At 62.0% G+C, this 26,037-nt stretch carries 30 protein-coding genes; 11 read left to right on the forward strand and 19 right to left on the reverse strand.

The features are described 5' to 3' along the window. Positions 1-36: 36 nt before the first annotated feature. Entirely contained in the window at positions 37-747 is a 711-nt protein-coding gene (locus PU634_RS14845; protein WP_306761539.1) for a 3-deoxy-D-manno-octulosonic acid kinase, read from the reverse strand. Between the two features lie 86 nt (positions 748-833). Between PU634_RS14845 and PU634_RS14850 the strand changes: the two genes are divergently transcribed. After that, positions 834-1,895 (forward strand): glycosyltransferase family 9 protein, encoded by a 1,062-nt coding sequence (locus PU634_RS14850; RefSeq protein WP_306761540.1) that lies wholly within the window; start codon positions 834-836, stop codon positions 1,893-1,895. Beyond that, complete coding sequence (locus tag PU634_RS14855) at positions 1,892-2,668, forward strand: glycosyltransferase family 2 protein (RefSeq protein ID WP_306761541.1); 777 nt, start codon at positions 1,892-1,894, stop codon at positions 2,666-2,668. Before PU634_RS14850 ends, PU634_RS14855 begins: the two co-directional genes overlap by 4 nt. Here PU634_RS14855 and PU634_RS14860 read toward each other — a convergent pair. Then, on the reverse strand, positions 2,637-3,656 hold the full coding sequence (locus PU634_RS14860) for a glycosyltransferase family 9 protein (RefSeq protein WP_306761542.1): 1,020 nt from the start codon (positions 3,654-3,656) through the stop codon (positions 2,637-2,639). The two genes, PU634_RS14855 and PU634_RS14860, sit on opposite strands and share 32 nt — an antisense overlap. Positions 3,657-3,734: 78 nt before the next feature. Here PU634_RS14860 and coaD point away from each other — a divergent pair, with 78 nt between their 5' ends. Continuing rightward, on the forward strand, positions 3,735-4,220 hold the full coding sequence (coaD, locus tag PU634_RS14865) for a pantetheine-phosphate adenylyltransferase (protein ID WP_306761543.1): 486 nt from the start codon (positions 3,735-3,737) through the stop codon (positions 4,218-4,220). Positions 4,221-4,298: 78 nt separating this feature from the next. Here coaD and mutM read toward each other — a convergent pair whose 3' ends face one another. From mutM to radC, 4 genes are all read right to left on the reverse strand, one after another. Continuing rightward, entirely contained in the window at positions 4,299-5,111 is an 813-nt protein-coding gene (mutM, locus tag PU634_RS14870; RefSeq protein WP_306761544.1) for a bifunctional DNA-formamidopyrimidine glycosylase/DNA-(apurinic or apyrimidinic site) lyase, read from the reverse strand. Positions 5,112-5,209: 98 nt separating this feature from the next. After that, the gene (rpmG, locus tag PU634_RS14875; protein ID WP_019934506.1) at positions 5,210-5,380 is read right to left on the reverse strand and encodes a 50S ribosomal protein L33; all 171 of its coding nucleotides are present in this window, start codon (positions 5,378-5,380) and stop codon (positions 5,210-5,212) included. Positions 5,381-5,391: 11 nt separating this feature from the next. After that, positions 5,392-5,628, reverse strand: coding sequence for a 50S ribosomal protein L28 (gene rpmB / locus PU634_RS14880; protein ID WP_014291125.1), 237 nt, complete (start codon positions 5,626-5,628; stop codon positions 5,392-5,394). A 130-nt stretch (positions 5,629-5,758) separates the two neighbouring features. Then, positions 5,759-6,433: a RadC family protein gene (gene radC, locus PU634_RS14885; protein ID WP_306761545.1), complete on the reverse strand. Its 675-nt coding sequence runs from the start codon at positions 6,431-6,433 to the stop codon at positions 5,759-5,761. 115 nt (positions 6,434-6,548) lie between these two features. On the opposite strand from radC, the gene coaBC reads away from it, so the two are divergent. From coaBC to mscS, 4 genes are read left to right on the forward strand one after another with little or no spacing between them, the layout of a single operon-like run. Further along, positions 6,549-7,757, forward strand: coding sequence for a bifunctional phosphopantothenoylcysteine decarboxylase/phosphopantothenate--cysteine ligase CoaBC (gene coaBC, locus PU634_RS14890; RefSeq protein WP_306761546.1), 1,209 nt, complete (start codon positions 6,549-6,551; stop codon positions 7,755-7,757). Next, positions 7,744-8,199 carry a dUTP diphosphatase gene (gene dut / locus PU634_RS14895; protein ID WP_306761547.1) on the forward strand — a complete coding sequence of 152 codons (456 nt, stop codon included), beginning with the start codon at positions 7,744-7,746 and terminating at the stop codon, positions 8,197-8,199. The genes coaBC and dut overlap by 14 nt, the downstream gene beginning before the upstream one ends. Positions 8,200-8,215: 16 nt before the next feature. After that, on the forward strand, positions 8,216-8,815 hold the full coding sequence (gene slmA / locus PU634_RS14900) for a nucleoid occlusion factor SlmA (protein ID WP_306761548.1): 600 nt from the start codon (positions 8,216-8,218) through the stop codon (positions 8,813-8,815). A 44-nt stretch (positions 8,816-8,859) separates the two neighbouring features. Beyond that, positions 8,860-9,714: a small-conductance mechanosensitive channel MscS gene (gene mscS / locus PU634_RS14905; protein WP_306761549.1), complete on the forward strand. Its 855-nt coding sequence runs from the start codon at positions 8,860-8,862 to the stop codon at positions 9,712-9,714. 80 nt (positions 9,715-9,794) lie between these two features. Here mscS and PU634_RS14910 read toward each other — a convergent pair whose 3' ends face one another. Continuing rightward, positions 9,795-10,646 carry a bifunctional allantoicase/(S)-ureidoglycine aminohydrolase gene (locus PU634_RS14910; RefSeq protein WP_306761550.1) on the reverse strand — a complete coding sequence of 284 codons (852 nt, stop codon included), beginning with the start codon at positions 10,644-10,646 and terminating at the stop codon, positions 9,795-9,797. Between the two features lie 174 nt (positions 10,647-10,820). On the opposite strand from PU634_RS14910, the gene PU634_RS14915 reads away from it, so the two are divergent. After that, the gene (locus tag PU634_RS14915) at positions 10,821-11,690 is read left to right on the forward strand and encodes a LysR substrate-binding domain-containing protein (protein WP_306761551.1); all 870 of its coding nucleotides are present in this window, start codon (positions 10,821-10,823) and stop codon (positions 11,688-11,690) included. 19 nt (positions 11,691-11,709) lie between these two features. On the opposite strand, the gene PU634_RS14920 is transcribed toward PU634_RS14915, so the two are convergent. Then, the gene (locus PU634_RS14920; protein WP_306761552.1) at positions 11,710-12,195 is read right to left on the reverse strand and encodes a nucleoside deaminase; all 486 of its coding nucleotides are present in this window, start codon (positions 12,193-12,195) and stop codon (positions 11,710-11,712) included. 102 nt (positions 12,196-12,297) lie between these two features. Next, positions 12,298-12,993 carry a GntR family transcriptional regulator gene (locus PU634_RS14925; protein WP_306761553.1) on the reverse strand — a complete coding sequence of 232 codons (696 nt, stop codon included), beginning with the start codon at positions 12,991-12,993 and terminating at the stop codon, positions 12,298-12,300. 471 nt (positions 12,994-13,464) lie between these two features. Here PU634_RS14925 and PU634_RS14930 point away from each other — a divergent pair, with 471 nt between their 5' ends. Next, on the forward strand, positions 13,465-15,546 hold the full coding sequence (locus PU634_RS14930; RefSeq protein WP_306761554.1) for an Ig-like domain-containing protein: 2,082 nt from the start codon (positions 13,465-13,467) through the stop codon (positions 15,544-15,546). A gap of 71 nt (positions 15,547-15,617) precedes the next feature. Here PU634_RS14930 and PU634_RS14935 read toward each other — a convergent pair whose 3' ends face one another. The 8 genes from PU634_RS14935 to bioH form a co-directional block, all read right to left on the reverse strand. Beyond that, positions 15,618-17,051: an NCS1 family nucleobase:cation symporter-1 gene (locus PU634_RS14935; RefSeq protein WP_306761555.1), complete on the reverse strand. Its 1,434-nt coding sequence runs from the start codon at positions 17,049-17,051 to the stop codon at positions 15,618-15,620. Positions 17,052-17,089: 38 nt separating this feature from the next. Next, positions 17,090-17,749, reverse strand: a complete 660-nt coding sequence (locus PU634_RS14940; RefSeq protein ID WP_306761556.1) for an aspartate/glutamate racemase family protein — start codon at positions 17,747-17,749, stop codon at positions 17,090-17,092. 61 nt (positions 17,750-17,810) lie between these two features. Further along, positions 17,811-19,199 carry an NCS1 family transporter gene (locus PU634_RS14945; protein WP_306761557.1) on the reverse strand — a complete coding sequence of 463 codons (1,389 nt, stop codon included), beginning with the start codon at positions 19,197-19,199 and terminating at the stop codon, positions 17,811-17,813. 87 nt (positions 19,200-19,286) lie between these two features. Continuing rightward, positions 19,287-20,021: an aspartate/glutamate racemase family protein gene (locus tag PU634_RS14950; RefSeq protein ID WP_306761558.1), complete on the reverse strand. Its 735-nt coding sequence runs from the start codon at positions 20,019-20,021 to the stop codon at positions 19,287-19,289. A 362-nt stretch (positions 20,022-20,383) separates the two neighbouring features. After that, positions 20,384-21,100, reverse strand: a complete 717-nt coding sequence (locus PU634_RS14955) for a YebC/PmpR family DNA-binding transcriptional regulator (protein ID WP_306761559.1) — start codon at positions 21,098-21,100, stop codon at positions 20,384-20,386. Positions 21,101-21,166: 66 nt separating this feature from the next. Then, positions 21,167-21,877 (reverse strand): ferredoxin--NADP reductase, encoded by a 711-nt coding sequence (locus PU634_RS14960; protein WP_306761560.1) that lies wholly within the window; start codon positions 21,875-21,877, stop codon positions 21,167-21,169. An 18-nt stretch (positions 21,878-21,895) separates the two neighbouring features. Further along, the gene (locus PU634_RS14965) at positions 21,896-22,216 is read right to left on the reverse strand and encodes a hypothetical protein (RefSeq protein WP_306761561.1); all 321 of its coding nucleotides are present in this window, start codon (positions 22,214-22,216) and stop codon (positions 21,896-21,898) included. 83 nt (positions 22,217-22,299) lie between these two features. Continuing rightward, entirely contained in the window at positions 22,300-23,070 is a 771-nt protein-coding gene (gene bioH / locus PU634_RS14970) for a pimeloyl-ACP methyl ester esterase BioH (protein WP_306761562.1), read from the reverse strand. Positions 23,071-23,097: 27 nt separating this feature from the next. Between bioH and PU634_RS14975 the strand changes: the two genes are divergently transcribed. Both PU634_RS14975 and nfuA read left to right on the forward strand, forming a co-directional pair. After that, positions 23,098-23,787 (forward strand): ComF family protein, encoded by a 690-nt coding sequence (locus tag PU634_RS14975; RefSeq protein WP_306761563.1) that lies wholly within the window; start codon positions 23,098-23,100, stop codon positions 23,785-23,787. A gap of 71 nt (positions 23,788-23,858) precedes the next feature. After that, positions 23,859-24,437 (forward strand): Fe-S biogenesis protein NfuA, encoded by a 579-nt coding sequence (gene nfuA, locus PU634_RS14980; RefSeq protein ID WP_306761564.1) that lies wholly within the window; start codon positions 23,859-23,861, stop codon positions 24,435-24,437. 84 nt (positions 24,438-24,521) lie between these two features. Here the strand turns inward: nfuA and gpsA are convergent, their stop codons facing one another. After that, positions 24,522-25,523, reverse strand: a complete 1,002-nt coding sequence (gene gpsA / locus PU634_RS14985; RefSeq protein WP_306761565.1) for an NAD(P)H-dependent glycerol-3-phosphate dehydrogenase — start codon at positions 25,521-25,523, stop codon at positions 24,522-24,524. Next, positions 25,523-26,005 carry a protein-export chaperone SecB gene (secB, locus tag PU634_RS14990; RefSeq protein ID WP_306761566.1) on the reverse strand — a complete coding sequence of 161 codons (483 nt, stop codon included), beginning with the start codon at positions 26,003-26,005 and terminating at the stop codon, positions 25,523-25,525. Before secB ends, gpsA begins: the two co-directional genes overlap by 1 nt. Positions 26,006-26,037: the final 32 nt, after the last annotated feature.

Here is a 26,037-nt window from a genome sequence, read left to right on the forward strand (position 1 = left end):
GGCAAGTTAAGTCATTATTATCTTCAAAGGGCAGACTCAACTTCCCTTGTAATACCCCTTCAGCAGGGCTTTCCAGTCCTGCTCTTCCCAGTGAAACTCCTGGTGCAGGCTTTGCTCCTTGCGGAACGAACGCAGCAGGCGCTCCATGTTTTCCTTGGCCCAGCTGCTGGGCTGGCGGAAATGACATTTGTCAAAGTCGATCAGCCAGCTTTGACCTTTGTCGTCCAGCAGTATGTTATGGCTGTTGAGATCGGCATGATACAAGCCGGCATTATGAAAGCGGCGAATGGTCTGACCAATGCTTTGCCACTGTTCGGCGTTCAGCTCGCGCTCTTTGAGCATCGCCACCAGATCCTGTGCCCCTTCAATACGGGTAAGAATAATGTCGGCACGATAAACAAAGTTGGAACGGATCATGCGGGCGGCACAGGGGCGTGGCACCGGCAGGCCCTTGCGATACAGCTTGGCCAGCACGGTAAACTCCGCCATGGCCCGGCTCTTGGACTCGGCCACATGCAGAAAGGTGTCTTCCATCACCCGGCCGATCATGCCACCCCGGTAGTAATGACGCAGCACCTTGTGGCCCACCTCGTCTTCCACAAACCAGGTGGTATTGCGCCCCACCGACTTGCCGCGAATGGCGTTCTGCTCGCGCCAGTAGTCGATTTCAAAGAAATCCCGGTGAAAGTCGCCAAAACATTCCGGGTCGTACCAGATAATTTCGGAGCCGTGCTCAATTCGTTCCATTGCCATCCCCCCAGCGAAAAGCCGAATTTTACATGGCCGAAAAGGCTTTGCATAATGCCGGACTCCAATTCCACAAGAGTTTCCTTATGGCACTGTTCACCTCGGCCCCCGAGTCTCTGTGTTTGCTGCGCCTGTCCGCCATTGGCGACTGCTGCCACGCGGTGGCGCTGGTACAGGCCATTCAGCGTCAATGGCCCGGCACCCGCATTACCTGGGTCACCGGCAAAATCGAAGCCCAACTGCTGAGCCAGTTGCCCGCTGTCGAGATCATCATCTTTGATAAAAGCGCCGGCTGGCAAGGCTACCGCCGGTTGTGGCAGCAACTGCGCGACCGTCGCTTTGACGCCCTGCTGCACATGCAGGCGGCCATCCGCGCCAGCATCGCCAGCCTGGGCATCCGCGCTGAATATCGCCTCGGATTTGAGCGCGAGCGCGCCAAGGACGGCCAGTGGCTGTTTACCAATCTCAAGGTGAGCGCTCGCGGTGAACACGTGGCCGACGGCTTTATGAGCTTTGGCGAGGTGCTGGGACTCACGGAGACCACGCCGAGCTGGCACTGGCCCATTCCGCCGGAAGCACAAACACAGGCGGACCGGCATAAGGACGGGCGCCCGCTGCTGCTGATCTGCCCCGCCGCCAGCAAGGCCTACAAGAACTGGACTGCCGCAGGCTATGCCGCCCTGGCCGATCACGCCCACACACACGGCATGAAGGTCATGCTGATCGGCAGCCCGGCAAAGATGGAACGTGATCTTGCCGACAGAATTCAGCAAATAAGCGGTAACATCGGCGAAAACCTGGTAGGAAAAACCAGCCTGCCCGAGTTGATGGCGCTTATCAAAAGCGCCAGCCTGGTGGTGGCCCCCGACACCGGCCCGGCGCACATGGCCACCCTCACCGGCACCCCGGTGCTGGGGCTCTACGCTCATCACAATCCGGCCCGTACCGGCCCCTATCACTGCCGGGATTACGTGGTCAGCGCCTATGAAGAGGCGCTGCTGGCGGAAACCGGCAAAACGCCGGCCGAACTGCCCTGGCGCACACGAGTGAAAGATCCACACGCCATGGAGCGCATCACCATAGAGCAGGTGACCACACAATTCGACCGCATCTGCCGGGATTTCAATCTGTTACAGGAGCCATCATGAGCCGCCCTAGCCTTGCCGCCGTACTGATTGTAAAGAACGAGGCCGACACCCTGGCCGAGTGCCTCGCCACCCTGGACTGGGTGGATGAAATCGTGGTGATGGACTCGGGCAGTACGGACGCCACTCAAGCCGTGGCCGAAGCCGCCGGTGCCCGCTTTTTTGTCAACGACCCGTGGCCGGGCTTTGGCCCTCAACGCCGGCTGGCCCAGAGCAAGGTTCAGTCCGACTGGGTGCTGTGGGTCGATGCCGACGAGCGGGTTACCCCCGAGCTGCGCCAGAGCATAGAAGCCGTGCTGGCCAGCCCCGTCACCAACACCGTTTACTCCATCCCCCGCCTGTCCTGGGTATTTGGCCGCTTTATTCGCCATTGTGGCTGGTATCCGGACCGGGTACTGCGGCTCTATCCCAGAACGCTCACCGGCTACAACGACGCCCTGGTACATGAAAAGGTGGAGATCGGCCCCGGCATCAAGACCGCGCCACTCAAGGGCGATCTGTTGCATTACACCTACCGGGATCTGCAGCACTACCTGGTGAAATCGGCCGGCTATGCCGCCGCCTGGGCCGAGCAGCGCCAGCGGCGCGGCAAAAAGGGCTCACTCTCACAGGGTCTGCTGCACGGCATCGGCTGCTTTGTGAAAATGTATGTACTCAGGGCCGGCTTTCTCGACGGCAAGCAGGGGCTGCTGCTCAGCCTGCTGTCCGCCCACTCCACCTTTGTGAAATACGCCGACCTCTGGATCAGGACAGAAACGCAGCCGCCCAGGGGCTGACTTTGTCGGCCACGGCGGCGACGTTCACGCTGCTCATGTCTTCGGCTTCCGCTCCTGCCGGCGGGTGAAACGCCAGATGGCGGCCCTCGCTGTTAAGGGGCCGCCAGCGCAGCGGCGTGGCCGAGCGGCGCAGGGGAAAGAATCCCACGGTAGGCACATCCAGAGCGGCGGCAATGTGCAGCGGCCCGGTGCTGCCGGCCACAAACAGCTGGCCGCAGGCCAGCAGCCGGCAAAAGTCCGGCAGCGGCAGTCCGCTGGCCGTCACGGCGCCGTCGCCGGCCATGCCGGCCACTTCTTTCGCCAGCGCCTCTTCTCCCGGCCCGGCGGTCAGCACCGCTTGTGCAACGGGACAGTCCGCTTTTAACCGGGTAATAAGCTCCGCATATTGCGCCGCACTCAGGTTGTTGGCGGAACCGCCGCTGCCGGCATGCACCAGCAGCCAGGGCCGGTCGGCATCAATGCCAAGCGCAGTTGCCTGCCGGACGCGAAATGCCGCCAGCTCATCGGCCTCAAAATGCAGGTAGGGGGGGCTCGGCTCGACCGGCGTGATGCCGTTTTCAGCCAAAAAAGCGCGCACCAGATCCAGGTTGTATTCGTATTCCGGTTTGGCGGACTCGGAACGGCGCTGTTTTACCCTGTGGGTATAAAACACCTGGGCCAGCTTGGTGGCCGGCGCCCAGCGCCGGGGAATGCCCGCCTGCCACATTAACTTTGCATTGCGAAAATTGGAAAACAGGCAGATAACGGCATCGAAGTTACCGTTTTTCAGCTGTTTCAGCAGGGATTTTTGCGCGGCGGCATCACCGTTCTTGCCCGGATCTGCCAGCACGGCGTCAATGTCGGGACACAGCCCGGCCAATGGCTGTGTGTAACCGGGCACCAGGGCGGTAAGATGGCAGTCGAGGGATGCCTTCAGCAGGGCAAAGGCCGGCCAGGCCAGCATAAAGTCGCCGATCTTGTCGTTACGTACCACCAGTATTCGCTTCATTCCGCTCTCCCGCTTGCTCACGTGCTGCGGTATTCTACCTTAAAGTCTTTGCCTGTCTTTTGTTTATAAGGAACCGTCATGAGCATCAGGGTCATCTACCCCGGCACCTTCGACCCCATCACCAATGGTCATCTGGATCTGATCGAACGCGCGTCAAAGCTGTTTGACGAGGTGATCGTGGGCGTGGCCTTCAGCCCCAGCAAACGCCCCATGTTTGAGCTGGAAGAGCGGGTGGCGCTGGTGAAGGAAGTGGTTCAGCTCGAACGACTCAGCAACGTGACCGTGGTGGGCTTTTCCGGCCTGCTGGTGGACTTTGCGCAGGAATATAACGCCACCGTACTGGTGCGGGGCCTGCGGGCGGTATCGGACTTCGAGTATGAATTTCAGCTGGCCAACATGAACCGGCGACTGATGCCCACGCTGGAAAGCGTGTTTCTCACCCCGGCCGAGGAAAACTCCTTTATTTCTTCCACCCTGGTGAAGGAAGTGGCCATTCACGGCGGCGATATCGGCCAGTTCGTGCCCGACGCCGTACGTAAGGCCATCGCTCAAAAGCTCGCATAATTATCTTGTAAGGGGTAAGGGGTGAGGGGTGGGGGGCTGTGAACCAGCACGATTTTACGCCTCACTCCTCACACGTCCTCAGCGCTGGCAGCGCCCGCAAAACACCGTGCTGCGGCCATTCATGCGGATTTCCTTCAGCAGGCTGCCGCATTGCCCACAGGGCTGTCCGGCCCGGCCATACACCTGCAGCTCCTGCACGAAATAGCCGGGCTTGCCGTCACTGCCGGTAAAGTCCTTGAGGGTGGTGCCCCCCTGACCGATGGCCCGGGCCAGCACGGCCTTGATTTCTTCCGCCAGTTTCAGGTAACGCGCCCGGCTGATGCTGCCCGCTTCCCGCTGGGGGTGAATACCCGCCGCAAACAGCGACTCGTTGGCGTAGATGTTGCCCACCCCCACCACAGTATGATTGTCCATGATGAACTGCTTCACCGCGGTCCTGCGGCCCCGGCTGCGGGTAAACAGGTGGTCGCCGTCAAAGTCATCGGTGAGCGGCTCCGGGCCGAGCTTCGCCAGCAGGGGGTGCTGTTCCACCGGCTCGCGGGTCCACAGCAGGCAGCCAAAGCGGCGCGGGTCGTTCAGCCGCAGCAGCTTGCCATTGGCAAATTCGATGTCCACGTGGTCGTGCTTGCCGGCCGGGGTGCCGTGGGGCAGCACCCGTAAATTGCCGGACATGCCCAGGTGCAGAATGGCGGTGCCCCAGTCGGTTTGCAGCAGCAGATATTTGGCCCGGCGGCGTATGCCGGTTACGGTCAGCCCGGTGAGCTCCTGGATCTCTTCCGGCACCGGCCAGCGCAGGCTGGCGTTGCGCACCACCACCCGCATCACCGACGCTCCCAGCAGGTGCGGGGTAATGCCCAGACGACTCACTTCCACTTCCGGCAATTCCGGCATTCGCATTCTCCTTCACTCCACGGCGGGCGGCAGTATAGCCCGGGCGCCGAGCATAAAAAAACCCGGCCGGGGCCGGGTTTTTTGTAGAGGGCAAAATCTTACTTGATTTTGCCTTCCTTGTAGATCACATGCTGACGAACAACGGGATCAAACTTTTTGATTTCCATTTTTTCGGGCATGTTGCGCTTGTTCTTGGTAGTGGTGTAGAAGTGACCAGTACCGGCGCTGGAGTTCAGGCGGATCTTCTCGCGAATACCTTTAGCAGCCATGGGTTATCTCCTTAGACCTTTTCGCCACGGGCACGCAGGTCAGCCAGGACACTGTCGATACCTTTCTTGTCGATAATACGCATACCCTTGGTGGTGATGCGCAGTTTTACAAAACGCTTTTCGCTCTCAACCCAGAAACGGTGAGTTTGCAGGTTGGGCAGGAAGCGACGCTTGGTGGCGTTGTTCGCGTGAGAGCGGTTGTTACCAACAGCTGGCCGCTTACCAGTTACTTGGCATACTTTAGACATGTCAGTCTTCTCCAAAACTTACTTTTGCTCGAGCAATGATACCCCGTTGGCCGTCAGTCGGGGCAAAATAAGGCGGCAATTTATACAGCAAATCCCGCTCGAGATCAACAAATACGCCAAACGCCCGGCATCAAAGCCAGCCACGTTCGGCAAAGGATACGGTTTCGCCATCGCCTACAACTAGATGGTCCAGTACGCGAATATCCAGCAGCCCCAGGGCGGCCTGTATACGCTCGGTGATCATGCGATCCGCCCGGCTGGGCTCGGCCACTCCGGACGGATGATTATGCACCAAAATGACCGCGGCGGCACCCTGCTTGAGCGCCAGGGTGACGATTTCCCGCGGATACACCGCCGCCGCATCCAGGGTGCCGTAAAACAGCTCGTGAAACTCAATCACCCGGTGCTGATTATCGAGCAGCAGCAGGGCAAACACTTCCCGGGGCTGATCCCTGAGCCGCAACTGCAAAAACGCCCGGGTCAGCGCCGGACTGGTGAGGGCATGCTCCCGCTTTATCCGTTCATCAAGAAACCGACGCATCAGCTCCATGCTGGCCTTCAATTGCACGTATTTGGCCAGGCCCAGACCGGGCCCTTCGCAAAACTGGCGCGCCTCCGCCTGCATCAGGCCACGCAATGAGCCAAACCGAGCCAGCAGGGTGCGGGCCAGGGTGACCGCGTCCATGCCTTTGGCGCCGGTGCGCAAAAAAATGGCCAGCAGCTCGGCGTCCGACAGGCTGGCCGCCCCCCGGCTCAGCAGCTTTTCCCGTGGTCGCTCATCCGCAGGCCAGTCCTTGATGCTCATGGCAATGCCTCCTTGACCAAGCACAATTGAGTCTGGAAGGTTAAGCCTAGCCCAAAGCGCACAGCCGCAGGGGTTTGTGATAACCTTGCCGCCTGACCTCGAGGAGAACCAAGCCATGTCCGTTGCGGGAAAACGCATTGTCATCGGCATCACCGGCGGCATTGCCGCCTACAAGGTGCCCGAGCTGGTACGCCGGCTCAAGGAGCGCGGCGCCGAGGTGCGGATCATCATGACCGCCTCCGCTCAGGAATTCATCACCCCATTGACCCTGCAGGCGGTGTCGGGCGAGCCCGTATCCCACGCCCTGCTCGACCCGGCGGCCGAGGCCGGCATGGGCCATATCGAGCTGGCCAAATGGGCCGAGCTGCTGCTGATCGCCCCCGCCAGCGCCAATACCCTTGCCCGGCTGGCCAACGGCCTTGCCGACGATCTGCTCACCACGGTGGCGCTGGCCACGGCGGCGCCGCTGGCGGTGGCCCCGGCCATGAATCAGCAGATGTACCGCCACCCGGCCACCCAGGCCAACCTGGCCATCCTGCAGACCCGTGGCACTCACATCTGGGGGCCGGCTCAGGGCGAACAGGCCTGTGGCGACGTGGGCCCCGGACGTATGCTGGAAGCCATGGCGCTGGTGGCCGAGGTGGAGCGGCATTTTGCCCCCAAAGCCCGGCCCCTGGCGGGACTCAGGCTGATGCTCACCGCCGGCCCCACCCGGGAAGCCCTGGATCCGGTGCGCTACATCTCCAACCACAGCTCGGGCAAGATGGGCTTTGCCCTGGCCGCCGCCGCACAGGCACTGGGTGCCGCGGTCACCCTGGTGAGCGGCCCGGTGAGTCTCGCTACCCCCGCCGGGGTGCAGCGGGTCAACGTGGAAAGCGCACAGAACATGTATGACGCCGTGATGGCCGGCATCGAGGAACAACAGATCTTTATCGCCTGCGCCGCCGTGGCCGACTATGCGCCAAAAATGGTGGCATCGCACAAGATCAAGAAGACCCGCGCCGATAATATGGTGGTGGAGCTGATAAAAAACCCCGACATCGTCGCCTCGGTTGCTGCCCTGCCCCGCAAGCCCTTTACCGTGGGGTTTGCCGCCGAAACGCGGGATGTGGAAAAATACGCCCTCGACAAACTCGAGCGCAAAAACCTCGACATGATCGCCGCCAACGACGTATCCGGCAGCGATCGTGGGTTTAACAGCGACCAAAATGCCCTGAGCGTGTTCTGGCCCGGTGGCCGGCAGCATTTACCCCTGGCCGGCAAGACCGAGCTGGCCGAACAGTTACTGACATTGATTGCGAACCGATACCATGAAACCCATTGAGCTGAAAATTCTCGACCCCCGGGTCGGCACCGACTTTCCCCTGCCCGCCTACGCCACCCCCGGCTCCGCCGGCCTGGATCTGCGCGCCTGCCTGGATGAGCCCCTCACCCTGGCGCCGGGTGACACCCAGCTGCTGCCCACCGGCCTGGCCATGCACATTCAGGATCCCGGGCTGTGCGCCACCATACTGCCCCGCTCCGGCCTGGGCCATAAGCACGGCATCGTACTGGGCAACCTGGTGGGGCTGATCGACTCTGACTATCAGGGTCAGCTGATGGTATCCTGCTGGAACCGTAGCAACGACAGCTTCACCATTCAGCCCGGCGAGCGCATTGCCCAGCTGGTGATCCTGCCGGTGGTACAGGCCCAGTTCACACTGGTTGAGGACTTTGAGCAAAGCGAGCGAGGAGAAGGCGGTTTCGGCTCTTCCGGTCGCCATTAACCAAGCGGACATCTTCATGGCCAATACGAACCAGAACAGGAAAAACCGCCGGGAGCAGATCCTGCAGGCGCTGGCCCACATGCTGGAAACCAGCCCGGGGCAACGCATTACCACCGCCAAGCTGGCCGCCGCGGTGGGCGTGTCGGAAGCCGCCCTTTACCGGCACTTTCCCAGCAAGGCACGCATGTTTGAGGGGTTGATCGACTTTATTGAGGAATCCCTGTTTTCCCGCATCAACCTGATACTGCAGGACGAAAAGGACAGCGGCCTGCGGCTGCGTTACGTGTTGCAGCTGGTGCTGGGCTTTTGTGAACGCAACCCGGGCATTACCCGCCTGCTCAACGGCGATGCCCTGCAGGGTGAGCACGAGCGGCTGCTGGCCCGCATCAACCAGCTGTTCGACCGGCTGGAAACCCAGCTCAAGCAGATCATGCGCGAGCGCCGCCTGTATGAAGGGGACGGTTTCGCCGAGAGCGAAACCGTGCTGGCCAACCTGCTGCTGGCCTATGTGGAAGGCCGCATCAACCAGTATGTACGCAGCCAGTTCCGGCAAAAGCCCACCCTCAACTTCGACAGCCACTGGCAACTGTTGCACCGGCAACTGGCGGCGGCGTAACCGGACCGCCGCTTTCATTTCAATAACCACAGAGGCACGAGAGAATGGAAACCGAACTCCTTAATGCGGGCTTTTTACAGGATGCCCAAAGCTGGATTGTGAACAATCAGGAGCTGATTATTCGCTACACGGTCAACATGGCCGCCGCCCTGCTCACCCTGGTGATCGGCTTTATCGCCGTGGGCATGCTCACCGGTGGCCTGAACCGGGTACTCAAGGCGCGCAAGGTCGACAGCACCATTTCCGACTTCGTGACCAGCCTGCTCAAATACGGCCTGCTGGCCTTTGTGATCATCGCCGCGCTCAGCCGGGTGGGGGTACAAACCGCGTCCTTTGTGGCGGTGGTGGGTGCCGCCGGCCTGGCCATCGGTCTGGCGCTGCAGGGCTCCCTGTCCAACTTTGCCGCCGGCGTGCTCTTGATTGGCTTTCGCTTCTTCAAGGCCGGTGACTACATCGAAGCGGGCGGCACCGCCGGCACCGTGCACTCGGTGCAGATCTTCACCACCATTCTGATGACCCCGGACAACCGCATGATAGTGGTGCCCAACTCCAAGATCCTCAACGACAGCATCGTCAACTATTCCAGGGAGAGCACCCGCCGCCTCGATCTGGTGATTGGCGTGGCCTACAACGCCGACCTCCAGCTCACCCGGGAGGTGCTGACCCGCATTCTCGATAACGAACCCCGGGTACTGAAAGAGCCCGCCTACCGCATTGCGGTCAGCAACCTGGGGGCCTCGTCCGTCGACTTTATCGTGCGTCCCTGGGTCAAGGCGGAAGATTACTGGAACCTGAAGTTCGATCTGCTGGAAAAGATCAAGAACGAGCTGGATGCCAACAACATCGGTATTCCCTTTCCGCAAATGGACGTGCACCTGTTCCGGCAGGACAAGGCCTGATTGCCTTCGGCTGAAGGAGGCCCCCGCCGGCAAACAAAAAGGCAGCCCAAGGGCTGCCTTTTTTATTGTTCCGCTGTCGCTCAGCGACGGTTGCCGCGGTAAGCGGGGGACGGATTCAGCACCATGTGGCGGTTCACGTCCTTGTACAGCAGGTAGCGGAAACGGCTCGGGCCGGCGGCATAACAGGCCTGCGGGCAGAAGGCGCGCAGCCACATGTAGTCGCCGGCTTCCACTTCCACCCAGTCCTGGTTCAGGTGGTAAACCGCCTTGCCTTCCAGCACGTACAGGCCGTGCTCCATCACGTGGGTTTCGTCGAACGGGATCACACCGCCGGACTGGAAGGTCACGATGTTTACATGCATGTCGTGACGCAGATCGGTCGGATCGGTGAAACGGGTGGTGGCCCACACGTCGTTGGTATCCGGCATGGAGGTCGGCGCAATGTCGTTCTCGTTGGTCACGAAGGCTTCCGGCACGTCGATGCCATCCACGTATTCGTAGGCCTTGCGCAGCCAGTGGAAGCGCACCGGCGCGGCACTGTTGTTCTTCACGGTCCACTTGGCACCCGGCGGCAGGTAGGCGTAGCCGCCCAGCTCCATGTGGTGCTCTTTGCCTTCCAGGGTCAGGGTCATTTCACCTTCAACGATGAAGATAACGCCTTCGGCACCGGGGTCCAGCTCGGGCTTTTCACTGCCGCCATTGGGAGACACTTCCATGATGTAGTGAGAGAAGGTCTCGGAGAAACCGCTCATCGGACGGGCAATCACCCACAGGCGGGTTTCGTCCCAGAACGGCAGGAAGCTGGTCACGATGTCGCTCATCACGCCTTTCGGGATCACGGCGTAGGCTTCGGTAAACACGGCACGATCGTGGATCAGTTGAGTCTGCGGGGGCAGACCGCCCTTGGGGGCATAATAGGTATTACGGGCCATTACTTTGTCCTTTATGCTGAATGGTTGGACATTGCCAACGAAAGCAGCCCGGTCGCGAAAACAGGCGTACCGCACTGCTTAAATGCTGAACACATGGATTGTAGAGCATGGCCAAATAATTTATAAATTAAATAATCCAATGAAGGCCAGTGCATTTACCACTAACAGGTTGCTATGACTCAACTGACAACGCTCGATCCCGTGCTGCTGCGCAGCTTTGTGGCCGTGGTGGACACCGGCAGCTTTACCCGTGCCGCCGACAGCACCCATCTCACCCAGTCCACCGTCAGCCAGCAGATACGCAAGCTGGAATCCCAGCTCGGCTGCGAACTGCTCAACCGCAAAGGCCGCTACATTACCGCCACCCTGGAAGGCGAGCGGGTGCTCAACTATGCCCGGCGCATTCTGCAGCTGATGCACGAGGCGCTGGCCCAGACCAGCCTGAGCATTGAACAGCAGAAAATTCGCCTGGGCGTGCCGGAAGACTTTGCCACCCACGCCATCATGCCGGCGCTGTCGGCATTTGCCGATCAGTACCCCGGCATTCGGCTGGAGGTAAAAAGTGGCCTGTGCAGCGACATCTGGCGGGAATTTCAGCGCGGCGAGCTGGATCTGGCCCTGGTCAAGCAGCGCCCGGGCAGCGTGCCCGGGCTGGCCAGCTGGCCCGAGCCGCTGTGCTGGATAGACGGCCTGGAGAGCAATAACCTGGCCAGTCAGCCGGTGCCGCTGGTCACCTTTCCCATCGGTGGTCTGTACCGGGGGGAAATGGCCCACACCTTTGACCGGCTGGGCCGAAGCTGGCGGCTGGCTTACGTGAGCACCAGCCTGTCGGGGGTCTGTTGCGCGGTGGAAGAAGGCTTTGGCATCTCACTGCTGCCCCGCCGGCTGGTTACCGCCAGACACCGTATTCTCACCGAGGAAGACGGTCTGCCGAACGTGCCGGACCTGGAGCTGACCCTGCACGCCCAGGACCAGCTCTCGGCCCACAGCAAGCTGCTGGCGGAACGGCTGATCAGCGCCTGCAACGACACCTGCCGGCAATAGCGCCGGCCGCCGGCACGACCTAATCCCGCCTGATATGCTCGTTGCCGCCCTGGCCGTGGCGTTCCCGCCACAGCTCGAACACGGCGGTTTTTTCTGCCAGCGGCAGATGCACGGTGACAACGCCCTGTTCACCAAAGGGCTGCTGCATGCGCCGGTAGAGATAGTCGGTAGACCAGCCGTAGCCCTCGCCCACGTCGTCGCCGGCGCAATACACCAGTCGCGAGACCCCGGCCTGGATCATGGCCGCCATGCACATGGCGCAAGGCTTGCCGCTGGCATACATGGTGCTGCCGGCAAACAGCGACCGCTGGTGAATGCGGGCGGCGTTGCGCAATGCCTGAATTTCGGCGTGGGCGGTGGGATCGTGGTCGATATAGGTCTGATTTACGCCTTCCGCCAGCACCTCACCATCCTTTACCAGTACGGCGCCGAACGGCTGGCCACCCCTGGCCACGTTGTCCTTCGCCAGCGCTATGCTGGCCTTCAGGAAGTCCAAATCCGCCATTCCCTTTTACTCCCAGATAAAACGGCGACCCAGGGCCGCCGCGTCATTTTAAGTAAAATCAGTAAGTTGGCATCATAACCGGAGGGGCACGCCGGTCAAGCTTCAGAAGTCGGCAAAGATATGCTTGAGGTTGACGTCTTCCTCTGCCGGCGGTTCCAGCTGCAGCCGGGCCTCGATCTCGTTAAGGTGGTCGATCATCAGCTGCACCGCCCGCTCGGTGTGGTGGCCGGCAATGGCTTCCAGCAGCTCATTGTGCTCGCTGCAGGGCCCGGCATGATGATGGCCCTTGCGCACGCCGCTTTGCTGATACAGGGCCACGATCAGTGACGAGCGGGGAATGATCTCGTGCAGAAAGGAAGTCAGCACCGGCTTGTTGGCCAGCTTGCCAATCAGCAGGTGAAACTCGCCCGAAAGACGAATGCGCAGGCTCTGATCCCCCTGCTCCAGTGCCTGGTGCTCTTTTTCCAGGTGTTCCTGCAGCAGCTTTTTCTCCCTCAGGGTGCACTTGCTCGCCAGCTCCCGCACCAGCTCGGCCTCAATCAGCCGGCGAGCCTGAAAAATGTCCCTCGCCTCTTCCGGTGAGGGCTCGGCCACAAAGGCGCCACTGTTGGGCACCAGGTTGACCAGCTTGTGATAGGACAGCTGCAGCAGCAGCTTGCGTACAAAGCCCCTGCTCAGGCCAAAGGTGTCGCACAGCTCTTCTTCCTTCAGCCGGGTACCCGGCAGCAGCTTGTGGGCAACGATCGCCTCCCAGATACGCTGGTAAACCTTGTCCAGATCCGTGTTTTTATTATTCATTGGCTTGTCCTGTGTGCTCGGCCGGGCGAGCGCGTCATGGCCTCGCCGCCATCCCGTAAACCGCGGTGAAAAGACCACCGTTTAACCCGAGATTAACATAGCTTCACATTGTCAACAATCAGGTGCTCATTCGTTAAGAAACTCGCCCTCCGCTACCGCTGAGAGCGGACTGGCATGGCTCCCGTGCGACGCCCGCTGACGTAAGGCCGGCACGGAGCGCCCGATCACGACGGCGCACCGGCCGGCGGGGCAATGCCGCGGGCTACCGGGGCAAACACCCGCGGACGACCAGCCGCCACACCGCCGTCGGCCCGACTGAAACTGGCGGGGCCGGGGTCACCCCGCTAGCATTTTACCTGACCGCCGCCCGGAGCGCCCCATACGGCGCCAACCCGAGACCGGCGCGTCAGGCACAGTGGCATCATAACCGCGCTCCGCCATGCGAAGGCCGGGCGAACGAGGAACCTCAGGATGAACTTCAAACCAAGCACTCCCCTTGCCGGGTGTCTGATGTCACTGCTGGTGACGTTTGCCGCCCAGGCCACGCCCGGGTTCGACGGCAACCCCGACAATCTGCCTCCCGGCCGGCTGAAATCCCAGATCGAAAGGCTGCCCCTCCCCGCCCGGCAGCGGGCCCTGGAGTGGCTCGAGCGGCTCAATATTCCCACTCAGGACTTCGAGTTCCTGCGGGCCGACCAGGACGGCGCCATTTTCTATGAAGACACCGTGCTGCCGGAACAGGGCGAGGCGCCGGCCATCGACGAGGTGGCCGAGCCACTGACGGTGGCGCCGGAAGACACCTTCTTTCTGCACAGCCGGCCCGGCGCCGGCAAGGTGGTGTTCCTCGACTTTGACGGCCATGTGCTCAGCAACACCGCCTGGAGCACCGCTCCTCTCTACGCCAGGCCTTACGATACCGATGGCAGCCCGAACAGTTTCAGCGACGCCGAGCGCAGCCGCATTGCCGAAATCTGGCACCGAATCGCCGAAGACATGGCGCCGTTCGACATCGACGTTACCACAGAGGCGCCTGCGGCCTTTGGCCCGAACGTGGGCCATGTGCTGATCACCGAAGACACCGACGAATTCGGCACGCCCATGCCGGCGGCGGGCGCCGGCGGCGTTGCCTATGTGGACGTCTGGGGACGCAGCAACTACGAGTACTACTCACCGGCGCTGGTGTATGCCAACAATCTGGGGCCCTATGTGTCGGCCTGGGTGGCCGAAGCGGCGACCCACGAGCTGGGGCACAACCTGGGGCTCAGCCACGACGGCACCTCCACCCAGGGTTACTACGGCGGCCACGGCGCCGGCTATGTTTCCTGGGGCCCGATCATGGGAGTAGGTTACTATGCGCAGGTCACCCAGTGGAGCCGGGGCGAATACGCCGGCGCCAACAACACCCAGAACGATATTCAGATCATCGGCAACAAGCTGGGCATACGTGCCGATGATCACGGCAACGACCTGACCAGTGCCACCCCGCTGCTCGCCGATGCCGCCGGCAACATCCATTCCACCTCACCGGAAATCGATCCCGGCAACCTGGCACCGGACAACAAGGGCATCATCGAAACGGCACAAGATCGGGATCTGTTCCGCTTCGACACTGCCGCCGGCCCCGTATCCCTGACCGTCACCCCGGCCTGGGACAGCTTTTATAACGACGGCCGCCGCGGCGCCAACCTCGACATTCGGGCCAGCCTGTACGACGCCGAAGGCAAGCTGGTGATCAGCGCCGACCCGCAGAACGACACCATGGCGCACATCGAGCAGACCCTGGCGGCGGGCCGCTATTACCTGGAGGTGACCGGGGTCGGCAACAGCGTGACCCCCTACAGCGATTACGGCAGCCTGGGCATGTATTTCATCTCGGGCAGCCTGACCCCGGCTCAGGGCGACACCACCGCCCCGGCGCCCAATCCGGCAGGCTGGTGGGCCACGCCGCCCACGGCGCAGGGAACCGACCGCATCGACATGGCGGTGCACCCGGCCAGCGACGATTCCGGCCTGGTGCAGTACCAGTTTCTGTGCGTCGCCGGTGGCAGCGGCTGCAGTAACAGCCCCTGGCAGGAGGGCACCGGCTACAGCGCCACCGGGCTGCAACCCGGCACCGGCTACAGCTTTCAGGTCAAGGCCAGAGACCCGTCCGGCAACGAAACCGCCCTGTCGGCGGTGCGTTCTGCCACCACCGGGAATGACGGCAACCAGCCGCCGGTGGCGGTGGACGACAGCGCCAGCGTCAAGCTCGGCGGCACACTGACCATAGACGTGCTCGCCAACGACAGCGATCCCGACGGTGATGCACTCACCATCAGCGACTTTACCCAGGGCAGCAAGGGCTCGGTGGCACTGGTCGACAACCGGCTGGTGTACAGCAGCGGCAACAAGCGCGGCGGCGATACCCTGAGCTATACCATCAGCGATGGTCAGCATACCGCGACCGCCATCCTCAACATCAATATCAGCCCCAAAGGCCAGAGCGACGGCGACGACAGCGGCGATGGTGGCGGCGGTGGCAGCGGCAAATGCCACCCCAAAAAAGGCTGCTGATAGCGGCCATGTCGTAAAAAGCCCTGCATTCGCAGGGCTTTTTTGATCCTTGATGCCGGAGCGCCAGCGGGTCAGCCCCGGGCTCTGGGCATCAGCCAGTAATAGAAAATGCCGCCCAGGGCCGCACCTATCAGCCAGCCATAACCGTTGAGATCACTGAGCGCCGGCACCCATACGGTGGCAACGGAAAATACCGCCGCCATGGCAAAGGCGGTGAGCGCCTTTTTGTTCCAGCCACTCTGATAGAAGTAGGCTCCCTGCGGATCCCGGGAAAACAGTTGCTGCATGTTCAGCTGCTGCCGTTTCACCAGGTAGTAATCCACCACGATAATGCCGTAGAAGGGCGCGACGATGGCCCCCAGGGCATTCACAAACCCGGGAATGCCGATCTGGCTGATCACCGACACCCACAGCGCGCCCACAAAGAAGGCCACCACGGCGGTAATAAGCCCACCGATACGGAAACTGATTACCTTGGGAAACAGGTTGGCCAGGTCATAGGCCGGCGGAATGAAGTTGGCCACCAGATTGATGCCCACGGTGGCGGCAAAGAAGGTCAGCGCCGCAATAATGGTCAGCGGCAGCGAGTCCACCCGCTCAACAATGTCGGCCGGGTTGGTCAGCGCCTCGCCAAACAGCACCAGGGTACCGGCGGTGATGATCAGCGCAATAAAGGAGAAGAACGCCACATTGAGCGGCAGTCCCACCAGATTACCGATCTTCATTTCCCGTTCGCTGCGCACAAAGCGGGTAAAGTCACCGAAGTTGATCACCACGGCGGCGAAATAAGCCACCATGGTGCCCACAATGGCGGTAAAGGCCGCCAGGTCACTGCCCTGATAGTCACCGCCGCCATCAAAAATGGTGGCCACCGCCGGCAGCAGCTGATCGCCGGCCTGGTACCAGACAATGGCCATCAGCACCAGCATCACCACATAGACCAGCGGCCCGGCCCAGTTGAGAAAGGTTTTGATCTTGTCGATCCCCTGCCAGAACAGCAGGATCTGGAACAGCCAGACGATCACAAACGACAGCCAGGCGGTGCCCGACAGCCCGAGATATTCGCTGTCACCGGCGCCCCACAGGGCGGTCAGCAGCAGGGTCACGGCGGTGGAGGCAAAATAGGTCTGCACCCCGTACCAGAAGATACCGATAATGGCCCGCAGCATGGCCGGAAAGTTGGCACCGCGCACCCCCATGCTGGAGCGGATCATCACCGGAAAGGGAATACCGTATTTGACGCTGGGCTTGCCGGTCAGGTTGACCAGCACCATTACGATAAAGCCGGCCAGTATAATGGCCGCCATCACCGCCCAGCCGTTGAGACCGTAACTGAGAAACAGCGAAGCGGCCAGGGTATAACCGAACAGACTCTGAATATCGTTGGACCAGACGTTGAAGATTTCAAACCAGCCCCAGCTGCGATCCTTGTGCTTGATGGGGGCCAGATCCTCGTTGTAAAGCAGAGGATCGTGATGGGTAATTTCGAGTTGCTTGTCGTCCATGGCGTTTATCTCCCTTGAAAACGCAAATAAAGACAATGTCAGCCGGCGTTGAGCGCAGCCAGCGCATCACGCGTAGCGGCGGCGACCGGCACAATCAATGGCATGTCAAAACGGGATTGCAACCGCAGCGCCGACCCGGTCAGCGGGCCGCCACCGATGATCACCGCCTCGGCCCCTCCCTGTTCGGCGGACTGACGTACCGCCTCGGCCAGGGCCGCATCCAGCGCTTCGGCTGAGTGCACCAGCTCGGCGGGATGGCCCGGGGTCACCCAGGCTCCGGCATACTGTTCAGCATAGCCAAGCCGGCCCGCCTTTTGCTCAAACGACGCCAGCAGCTCCGCATTCGGAGTAATGGTGGCAATGGCAAAACGGCGGCCGTGCCCGGCTGCTGCGTGAAAGGCCGACTCGGCAATGCCGAATACCGGAATGCCGACCCGCTCACGCAGTTCATCCAGCGCCGGGTCGCCAAAGGCGGCGATCACCAGTGCCGAGGCCCCGTCGGCGGCCGCCGCCAGCCCCAGCTCAATCACGCCGGCAGCGGCGGTAGCAATCTCCGCGGGCGTGGTCAGCAACGCCGGTGCCGCCGCGTTGCTGACGCCCGTTACCGGAATGCGGCCGGCCTCCCGCTGCGCCAGCGCCACCATGGCGGCGGTGGTATGGACACTGGAGTTGGGATTGATCAGAACCAGTCTGGACATGGCACCGGGCTCCTCTGGTTAAACGAAAGTGGCCCCGCACCATAAGTGCGGGGCCTGGGGGTCAGTTGCGGAAGCGCTGACAGGGCTTCCAGTACTGCATCAGCAGGTAGTAGGTCAGACCGGCCGGGATCAGACTGGCATACCAGGATACCGAGGAGAAGGTCAGAGCCACCACGGCACCGGTGAGGGCGGCAACCACGGCGGCGTAGTTCACGCCTTTGTAGGGGCCGTTCTCGTCATACAGCTTGCCGAGATCCAGCTTGCGACGACGCAGGATGAAGTAGTCCACCACCATCACCGCAAAGATGGGACCGAGGAAGGCAGAGTAGGTCTGTACGAACAGTTGCAGACCGGCGGAAGATTCTTCCTTCACCAGCTCCCAGGGGAAGGTGCAGAAGGCCAGCAGACCCACAATAATGGTGGAGGTGCGGAACTTCAGCTTGAACACGTCCATCAGGATGTAGGTGGGCGGCACCACGTTGTTCAGTACGTTGGTGGTCACCTGGGCAAAGGCGATGAACAGCAGGGTGATGATCAGCAGCGGGGTATTGTCCACGGCGCTGGAGAACACCTGAATGGGGTCGGACACACCGGTGGCACCGGAGACCATCAGGCCAATCAGGCCCATAAACAGGGTGCAGGGCAGAATGGACATGGCGTAGATGGTGGTCAGCAGACCCGGCTTGGTGCCTTCCTTCAGCTCACGGGAGTAATCGCTCACGTTCAGCATCATGGTGCTGTAAATGCCGAGGAACAGCATGGTCGCGCCCCAGAAGGGCACACCCCAGGTGCCTTCCATGTTCACCAGGTTGGCAGTGATCTCGTCACCGTAGCGGTTGATCACGCTCCAGAACATGTACACCAGCGCCAGCAGAATAAAGCCGCTGCCCACGTTTTCCAGCCACTTGATGCCCTGGAAGCCAAAGATGGACAGGCCGATCTGCAGGAACTGGAACAGCACGAAGAACAGTACCAGGTTGTCGAACCCGAACAGGGTGGCCGACACCGCGTTCAGGGCGCCGGCGCCGATCCAGCTCTGAAAGCCGTACCAGACAATGGCGGGTATGGCCCGCACCAGGCCGGGGAAGCGGGTGCCGGAAAAGCCAAAGGCGGCCCGGGCCTGCACCATAAAGGGAATGCCGTACTTGTAGCCGGCGGCACCGTTCAGGGCCAGCGCAATGCCGATCACAAAACAGCCGATGGCAATGGCCACCACCGCCTGCACCAGGTTGAGGGTGCCAACAATGCTGGAGCCCATGGTAAAGGTGCCGATCGACACGCACCCACCGAACCAGGCCAGCAGGTAGGACACCCGGCCCATAATGCGGTGCTTCTGGGGTGCCAGGGATTCTTCCCCGGCCTTCTTGTCGTGGCCAGCGGCGGGTGCCGGTTCGGCCTTGCCGGTGGTCATGGGAATGGCGGCTTCGCTGTTTACATTCTGAATAGCCATAGTCTAGTCCTCGGTATTCCGTCACGTGAGGGCGTTGCCGCCCTCATCCTGCGCCGGCCGTCGTTGGCCGAGCGATTACGGGTGGGTTCAGGCGATTTTCAGTCCCTTGCCCGGTGCGGCCAGCTCGGGGCGTGGCCAGTTAAAGGTCAGCACCTTGCTGGTGCCCAGTTTCATGTCCACCATGGCCTCGCACAGCTTGACTGCGGCCACGGTGCCGTCGATAACCGGAATACCGATCTCGCGTTCGATATACTCCCGGTGCGCCGACATGCCGGCGCAGCCCAGTACAATGGCCTCCGCCTTGTCTTCTGCCATGGCCAGCCGGCACTCGGCAATCACCTTGGCGATGGCGGTGTCCGGCGAGGTGGCCAGATCCAGTACCCGCATGGGGGTGGTGCGAATGCGCTTGCAGTGCTCGTTAAAGCCGTAGCGGCTGACCAGGTGCTCGGTCATGAATCGCACCCGGGGGGCGGTGGTCACCACGCTGAAACAGGCACCGGCCATGCTCGCCATATGAAAGGCCGCCTCGGCAATGCCCAGCACCGGCTTGTCGGTGAGCTCGCGGGCGGCATACAAGCCGGGGTCGCCAAAACAGGCCAGCACATAGGCGTCGATGTTTTCTTCCCGCTCGCCCCTGGCCACTTCTTCCAGCACGCCGGGCACCGCCAGGGCTTCGTCGTAAAAGCTTTCAATGGAGGCCGGACCAGTGGCCGGGCTCACCGCCAGCACCTGGGTATCGGGCCGGGCCACGCTGTCGGCGAGCTGCTGCAGCGCATCGGTAAACGCCTGGGTGGTGTTAGGGTTGATAATCTTGATCCGCATACAGACTCCTTGTTTACAGAAAAACGGGTAAATCGTTAACGATTTTGATTATGAGCTAATCGTTAACGATCTGTAAACACGCTTGTGAATTATGCCTTTAGCCACAGCCAGTCACTCCCCAGGAAGCACACTCGGCCCCTCACGCCAGAAAACCAAACTCAAAAGTCTGATTAATAAGCAAAAAACAAGAAACCAAAAGCCGAGAAACCGGCCTAAAAGCCTCATTCAGCACTTATTTATGGCCATCATTGTCACAAAAAGAAAAAATAATTGTTATCTATTTTGTGATCCAGCACACGGAAAACGGCAATAAAAAAACCCTCCAAAAGGAGGGTTTTAACATTCCATACGAGCCAGTGTGATCAGTATTCGGCGTTGTGATAAACGTTCTGCACATCGTCCACGTCGTTGAGCATGTCGAGGAAGCGCTCCATCTGAGCCACGTCGTCGCCACTGATCTGGACCGTGGTCTGGGGCACGAACTGAATGGCGTCCACCTCGAAGTCGATGCCTTCAAAGGCTTCGCTCAGGGCCTGCTTGGCCTTGAAATACTCGGTCTGGGGGGCAAACACAGTGATCTTGCCGTCTTCCAGCTCGATGTCGGTGACATCCACATCGGCCATCATCAGGGCCTCCAGCACGGCTTCCTCGTCGTCACCCTCAAACACCAGAATGGCGCAGTGATCAAACATGTGGCTGACGGTGCCGGAACTGCCCAGCTTGGCCTTAACCTTGTTGAAGCACTGGCGCACGTCACCAATGGTGCGGTTGGGGTTGTCGGTGAGGCAGTCGACGATCACCATGCAGTTGCCGGGACCAAAACCTTCATAGCGGGCCGGGGAAAAGTCTTCACCGGCGCCGCTGGTGGCCTTTTGCAGGGCCTTTTCAATCACGTGGGAAGGCACCTGGTCTTTTTTGGCGCGTTCGATCAGGCCACGCAGGCTCAGGTTGCCATCAGGGTCGGCGCCCCCCGCCTTGGCGACCACGTAGATTTCGCGGCCGTACTTGCTGTAGACCTTGCTCTTGGCGTTGGCGGTCTTGGCGATGGATTCTTTGCGGTTTTGATAGGCTCTGCCCATGGCGTGATCTCGTCGTTCAACAAAAAGAGCACGAATTTTACACACAGAGCCGAAGCAGGTCTATTTTCAGTAGCCGGCAAATTCCTCGGTGCGCACCCGGTCGTCGGACACGCCCGCCCCCGCCAGCACCGACCTCATGGCACTCACCAGCCCGGGGGGACCGTCCAGATAGTAAAGCGGCTCGCTCAGCTCCACCACGTGGCGGCGCAGCATGGCTTCATCCAGGTGCCCCTGCTCCCCCGGCCAGTTCGGATCCTGGGTCAGAATGGTCACCAGTTCGTAATTGCTGCGCCCGGCGCAGGCCTGCTGCAGCTCATGGAGAAAGGCGGCGTCCCCCAGGCGGCGGTTGGCGTAGAACAGGGTCACAGCGCGGTTGTCGCCTTCTTCCAGCAACTGCAACAGCATGCTGCGCACCGGCGTAATGCCAATGCCGCCGGTGATGAACACCAGGGGCGCATCCCCCTCGACGGGCAGCACAAAATTACCGTAAGGCCCCTTGAGGGTAAGCACGGCGCCGGGCGCGAGCCCGCCCAGCACCCGCTTGAAGGCGGTGTCGCGCAGCCGGGTAGCCACCATCAGCTCGCTTTCCGCCGGTGCCGAAGCCAGCGACAGGATGCGGCCATTGCCCTCACCGTCGGTTTCCGGCGGGTCCTTGAGCACCAGCCGCACGCACTGACCGGCGGTAAACTCAAAGCCGCCGGGCTTGTCGAAAAACAGCGCCAGGGTGCCGTCGGCTACCGGCTCGGTGCGTTTGAGGGTGATGTCGTAACTGGCCATGGCTGTGTCTCCGCTGGGTCAGACCTCGATATCCAGCATGGCATCGGCGTGACCGTCGAGGGCGTGGTAGCGCCGGTCGATCACCGCCAGCCGGCGGCTCATGGCCGGGCTGGGGCCAATCAGGCACACCGCCCCCTGATGCAGGCTTAGCCAAGCCTCAAGGGCTTCTTCCCAACGGTTGCGCTGGCGTTGCCGGTCGCGCGGACGAATGGCCACATAGGGCTGCACCGCCCGAATCACCGGAATGGCCGGACGACGCACGTTATCGGCGCGTGCCGCCTCGGTGGCCGGCTGGGCCTGGTTGGGCGGCAGGTTGGGCAGGATCACGGGTATCGCCATGCAACATTCCCTGATGAGGCGCTTGCCTTGCTGACTGTGCCTTTGACTATAGCCCAGCCCGGCGCCCAAACGTGCCTTTGCGCTCAGTCTTTATGCTGCAGAAAGCGGCGAATGTGCTCGGCGGTGGCCTCGGGGTGGGAGATAAAGGGCGCATGGGACGCCTTGGGCTCAACGTGGCTGGCGCTGTTTGGAGCCAGGGCGTCGGTGAGTGACGCCGCCTTGCGCGGCACCAGACCGTCCAGGCGGCCATAGAGCCGCAGCAATGGCATTTCCAGCTGCGCCAGTTGCGCCCGCAGATCCACTTCACCCAGCAGGCCCAGACCCGCCGCCAGGGCTTGCGGATCCGGGGCCGGCTTGCTGGCCAGGCTGTCCCGCAGCCGGCGAATGTCGTCCCGGGCATGCTCGCTGCCCATGGCTTGCAGCGCCAGAAAGCGGTTCACCACCAGTTGGTGATCTTCCGCCAGCTGCTGCTCAAAGCCGCTCAGCACCTCGGGCCGGATGCCGGGCCAGCCGGCGTCGCTGACAAACCGGGGGGAACTGGCCAGGGTGATCAGCGCACTCACCCGCCTGGGTGCCTGCAACGCCGCCTGAGTGGCCACCAGTCCCCCAAGAGACCAGCCCAGCCAGGCGGCCCGCTCCGGCACCACCGCCAGCACGCTGTCGGCCCAGTCGGCCAGACTGCTGCCAACCGGCAAAGGAGCACTGTGCCCAAAGCCCGGCAAGTCCACGATGTGCAGGCAAAAGTCCGTCTCCAGCCGGGCCGCCAGCCCGCGCCAGACCGCGCCGTTCATGCCCCAGCCGTGCAGCAGCACCAGATGCGGGCCTCGCCCGTGTTGTTCTGTATATACACTCATTGCATGTTTCCTTATCACGACCACGCCATGATACGGCCCCTGCTCGCCCGCTTACAATCCGGCTCCTTGTGGTGGGGCCAGTGCCTGTTGTGCCGGCAGGACTGCCACGACGCCGCGCTGCTGTGCCAACACTGTCGCAACGAGTTGCCGGTGCTGGAACATCCCTGCCCCGGCTGTGCCTGTCCGCTGCCCATGGCCGGTGCCCGCTGCGGCCACTGCCAGAAGCGGCCGCCGCCCTGGCAGCGCATGCAGGTACTGGCTCCCTATGAGGCCCCATTTAACCGGCTGGTGCACGACCTCAAGTACCACGGCCGGCTGCTCAACGGCCGCCTGCTGGGACAGCTGCTGGCCGAGCGGCTCTTGCCGCCCTGGCCCGAGGCGGTGCTGCCGGTGCCGCTGCACTGGTGGCGGCGGCTGCGCCGGGGCGGCAACCAGGCGGAGGAAATTGCCCGAGGACTGCCGCCGGCCCTGACGGTCGATCACCGCCTGCTGCGCCGGGTCCGGGCCACGGCCGCGCAAACGCATTTGAGCAAGGCCGAGCGCCGGCGCAACCTCACCGGTGCCTTTACCACCGCTTCCTGCCCCTACCGCCATGTGGCGCTGCTGGATGACGTCATCACCACCGGCGCCACCATGGCCGAGCTGACCCGGCTGTTGCAGGCGCACGGAGTGGAGCGGGTGGAAGTGTGGGCGGTGTGCCGCACTCTTGAACACTGACGGCTATTCAAGGCCCGGCAACAGGAGTATGATAAAAGTTGAGTTGTTTAGTCAGGTTTACGAGGATAGCAATGATTACGATTTCCGAAACCGCCCAGGGACACTTCCGCAAATTGCTGTCACAACAGCCGGAAGGCACCAATATTCGCGTCTTTGTGGTTAACCCGGGCACCCCCAATGCCGAGTGCGGAGTCTCCTACTGTCCTCCCGATGCAGTGGATCACGATGACACCCACCTGCCCTTTGACGGCTTTGAAGCCATCGTCGATCCCCAGAGTGCGCCCTTTCTGGAAGAGGCCGAAATCGACTTTGTCACCGATCAGATGGGCTCCCAGCTCACCCTGAAGGCGCCCAACGCCAAGATGAGCAAGGTGCCCGACGACGCGCCCCTGGCCGACCGGGTGGAGTACGTGTTGCAGTCCCAGATCAACCCGGGCCTGGCCAGCCACGGCGGCAAGGTAGTGCTCACCGAGATCACCGCAGACGGCCTCGCCATTCTGCAGTTCGGCGGTGGTTGCAACGGGTGCTCCATGGTCGACGTCACCCTGAAGGAAGGCATCGAGAAACAGTTGCTCGAGCTGTTTCCGGGTGAACTCACCGGCGTACGCGACGCCACCGAACACCAGCGCGGCGAACACTCCTACTACTGAGTGGCTCGGCCCGAACGCGAAAAGGAGCCATAAGGCTCCTTTTTTTGCTTCTGTGTTCGCTGCGGATTTAGCCTTCCGGCCCTGCTATTCCGCCTTGCGGTCCCGGCTCAGCAGGGCGATGGCGGCCTCTCTGGCGTTCTTGCCTTCATACAGCACCTGATAGACCTGCTCGCAGATGGGCATCTCCACCCCGTGGCGCCCGGCCAGCTGATGCACCTCGGCGGCGTTGCGGTAGCCTTCCACCACCTGGCCGATCTCGGCCATGGCGGTGTCCACGCTGCTGCCCTGGCCCAGGGCCAGACCAAAGCGACGGTTGCGGGACTGGTTGTCGGTGCAGGTCAGCACCAGATCCCCCAGGCCGGCCATGCCCATAAAGGTGTCCTGCTGGGCGCCCAGGGCCACGCCCAGACGTTGCAGCTCCACCAGACCGCGAGTGATCAGCGCGGTGCGGGCATTGGCGCCAAAACCCAGCCCGTCGGCCAGGCCGGCGCCAATGGCGATCACGTTTTTCACCGCGCCGCCCAGTTGCAGGCCCACCATGTCGTCGTTCAGATATACCCGGAACGAGCGATCGCAGTGCACCAGATCCGCCAGCTCCCGAGCGAAATCCGCATCGGTGGATGCCAGCGAAATGGCCGTGGGCAGGCCCATGGCCAGCTCCTTGGCAAAGGTCGGCCCCGACAGCACCGCCAGCGGGCGATCCGGGCCGACTACGTCTTCGGCCACCCGCTGCAGCAGGTTGCCGGTGGCCGGATCCAGCCCCTTGGTGGCCCAGGCAATGCGGCTGTCGGGGCGCAGAAAGGGCTTCACCTGGTGCAGCACATCGGCGAACACATGGCTTGGCACCACAATCAGCAGATTGCGACTGGCCTGCACCGCCCGCTGCAGATCGGCTTCCAGTTCGAGGCTGTCGGGAAACAGGGCATCGGGCAGAAATACCCGGTTGCAGCGGTCCGCCGCCAGAGCCGCCACCTGCTCGGGCCGGTGGCTCCACAGCAGGGTGCGGTGGCCATTGCGGGCCAGCGCAATGGCCAGGGCCGTGCCGTAGGAGCCGGCCCCCAGCACGCTGATGGCGGCGTGCGTCATCAGGCGTCGGCCTGTTGTTGCTGCTGGGCGCGCTGCACGTGGGCGGCAAACAGGGCGTCGAAGTTCACCGGCGCCAGGTTCAGCTGCGGGAAGGAGCCCTTGTTCACCAGGCCGGCCACGGTTTCGCGGGCGTAGGGGAACAGAATGTTGGGGCAGAAAGAGCCCAGACAATGTGCCAGCTGGGGCTCAGCCATGTTGCCGATGGTGAACACCCCGGCCTGCTGAATTTCGCACAGGTAAACGGTTTCGTTTTCGCCCATGTTGCAGGTCACGGTCAGGGTCAGCACCACTTCAAACACGTTGTCACCCAGGCGGGCGCTCTTGGTGTCGAGATCCAGCTTCACCTCGGGCTTCCACTCTTTCTGGAACACCAGGGGCGTGCCCGGGGCTTCAAAGGACACGTCCTTCAGGTAAATGCGCTGGATCTGGAATTCTACCTGCTGTTGCGCCTGGGCATCGGCGCCGTTTGCTGCTTCGGCCATGAAACTATCCTTTTGCTCAATGGGTGGTAAAA

It is taken from the genome of Oceanimonas pelagia (assembly GCF_030849025.1).
GTDB classification, from domain to species: domain Bacteria; phylum Pseudomonadota; class Gammaproteobacteria; order Enterobacterales; family Aeromonadaceae; genus Oceanimonas; species Oceanimonas pelagia.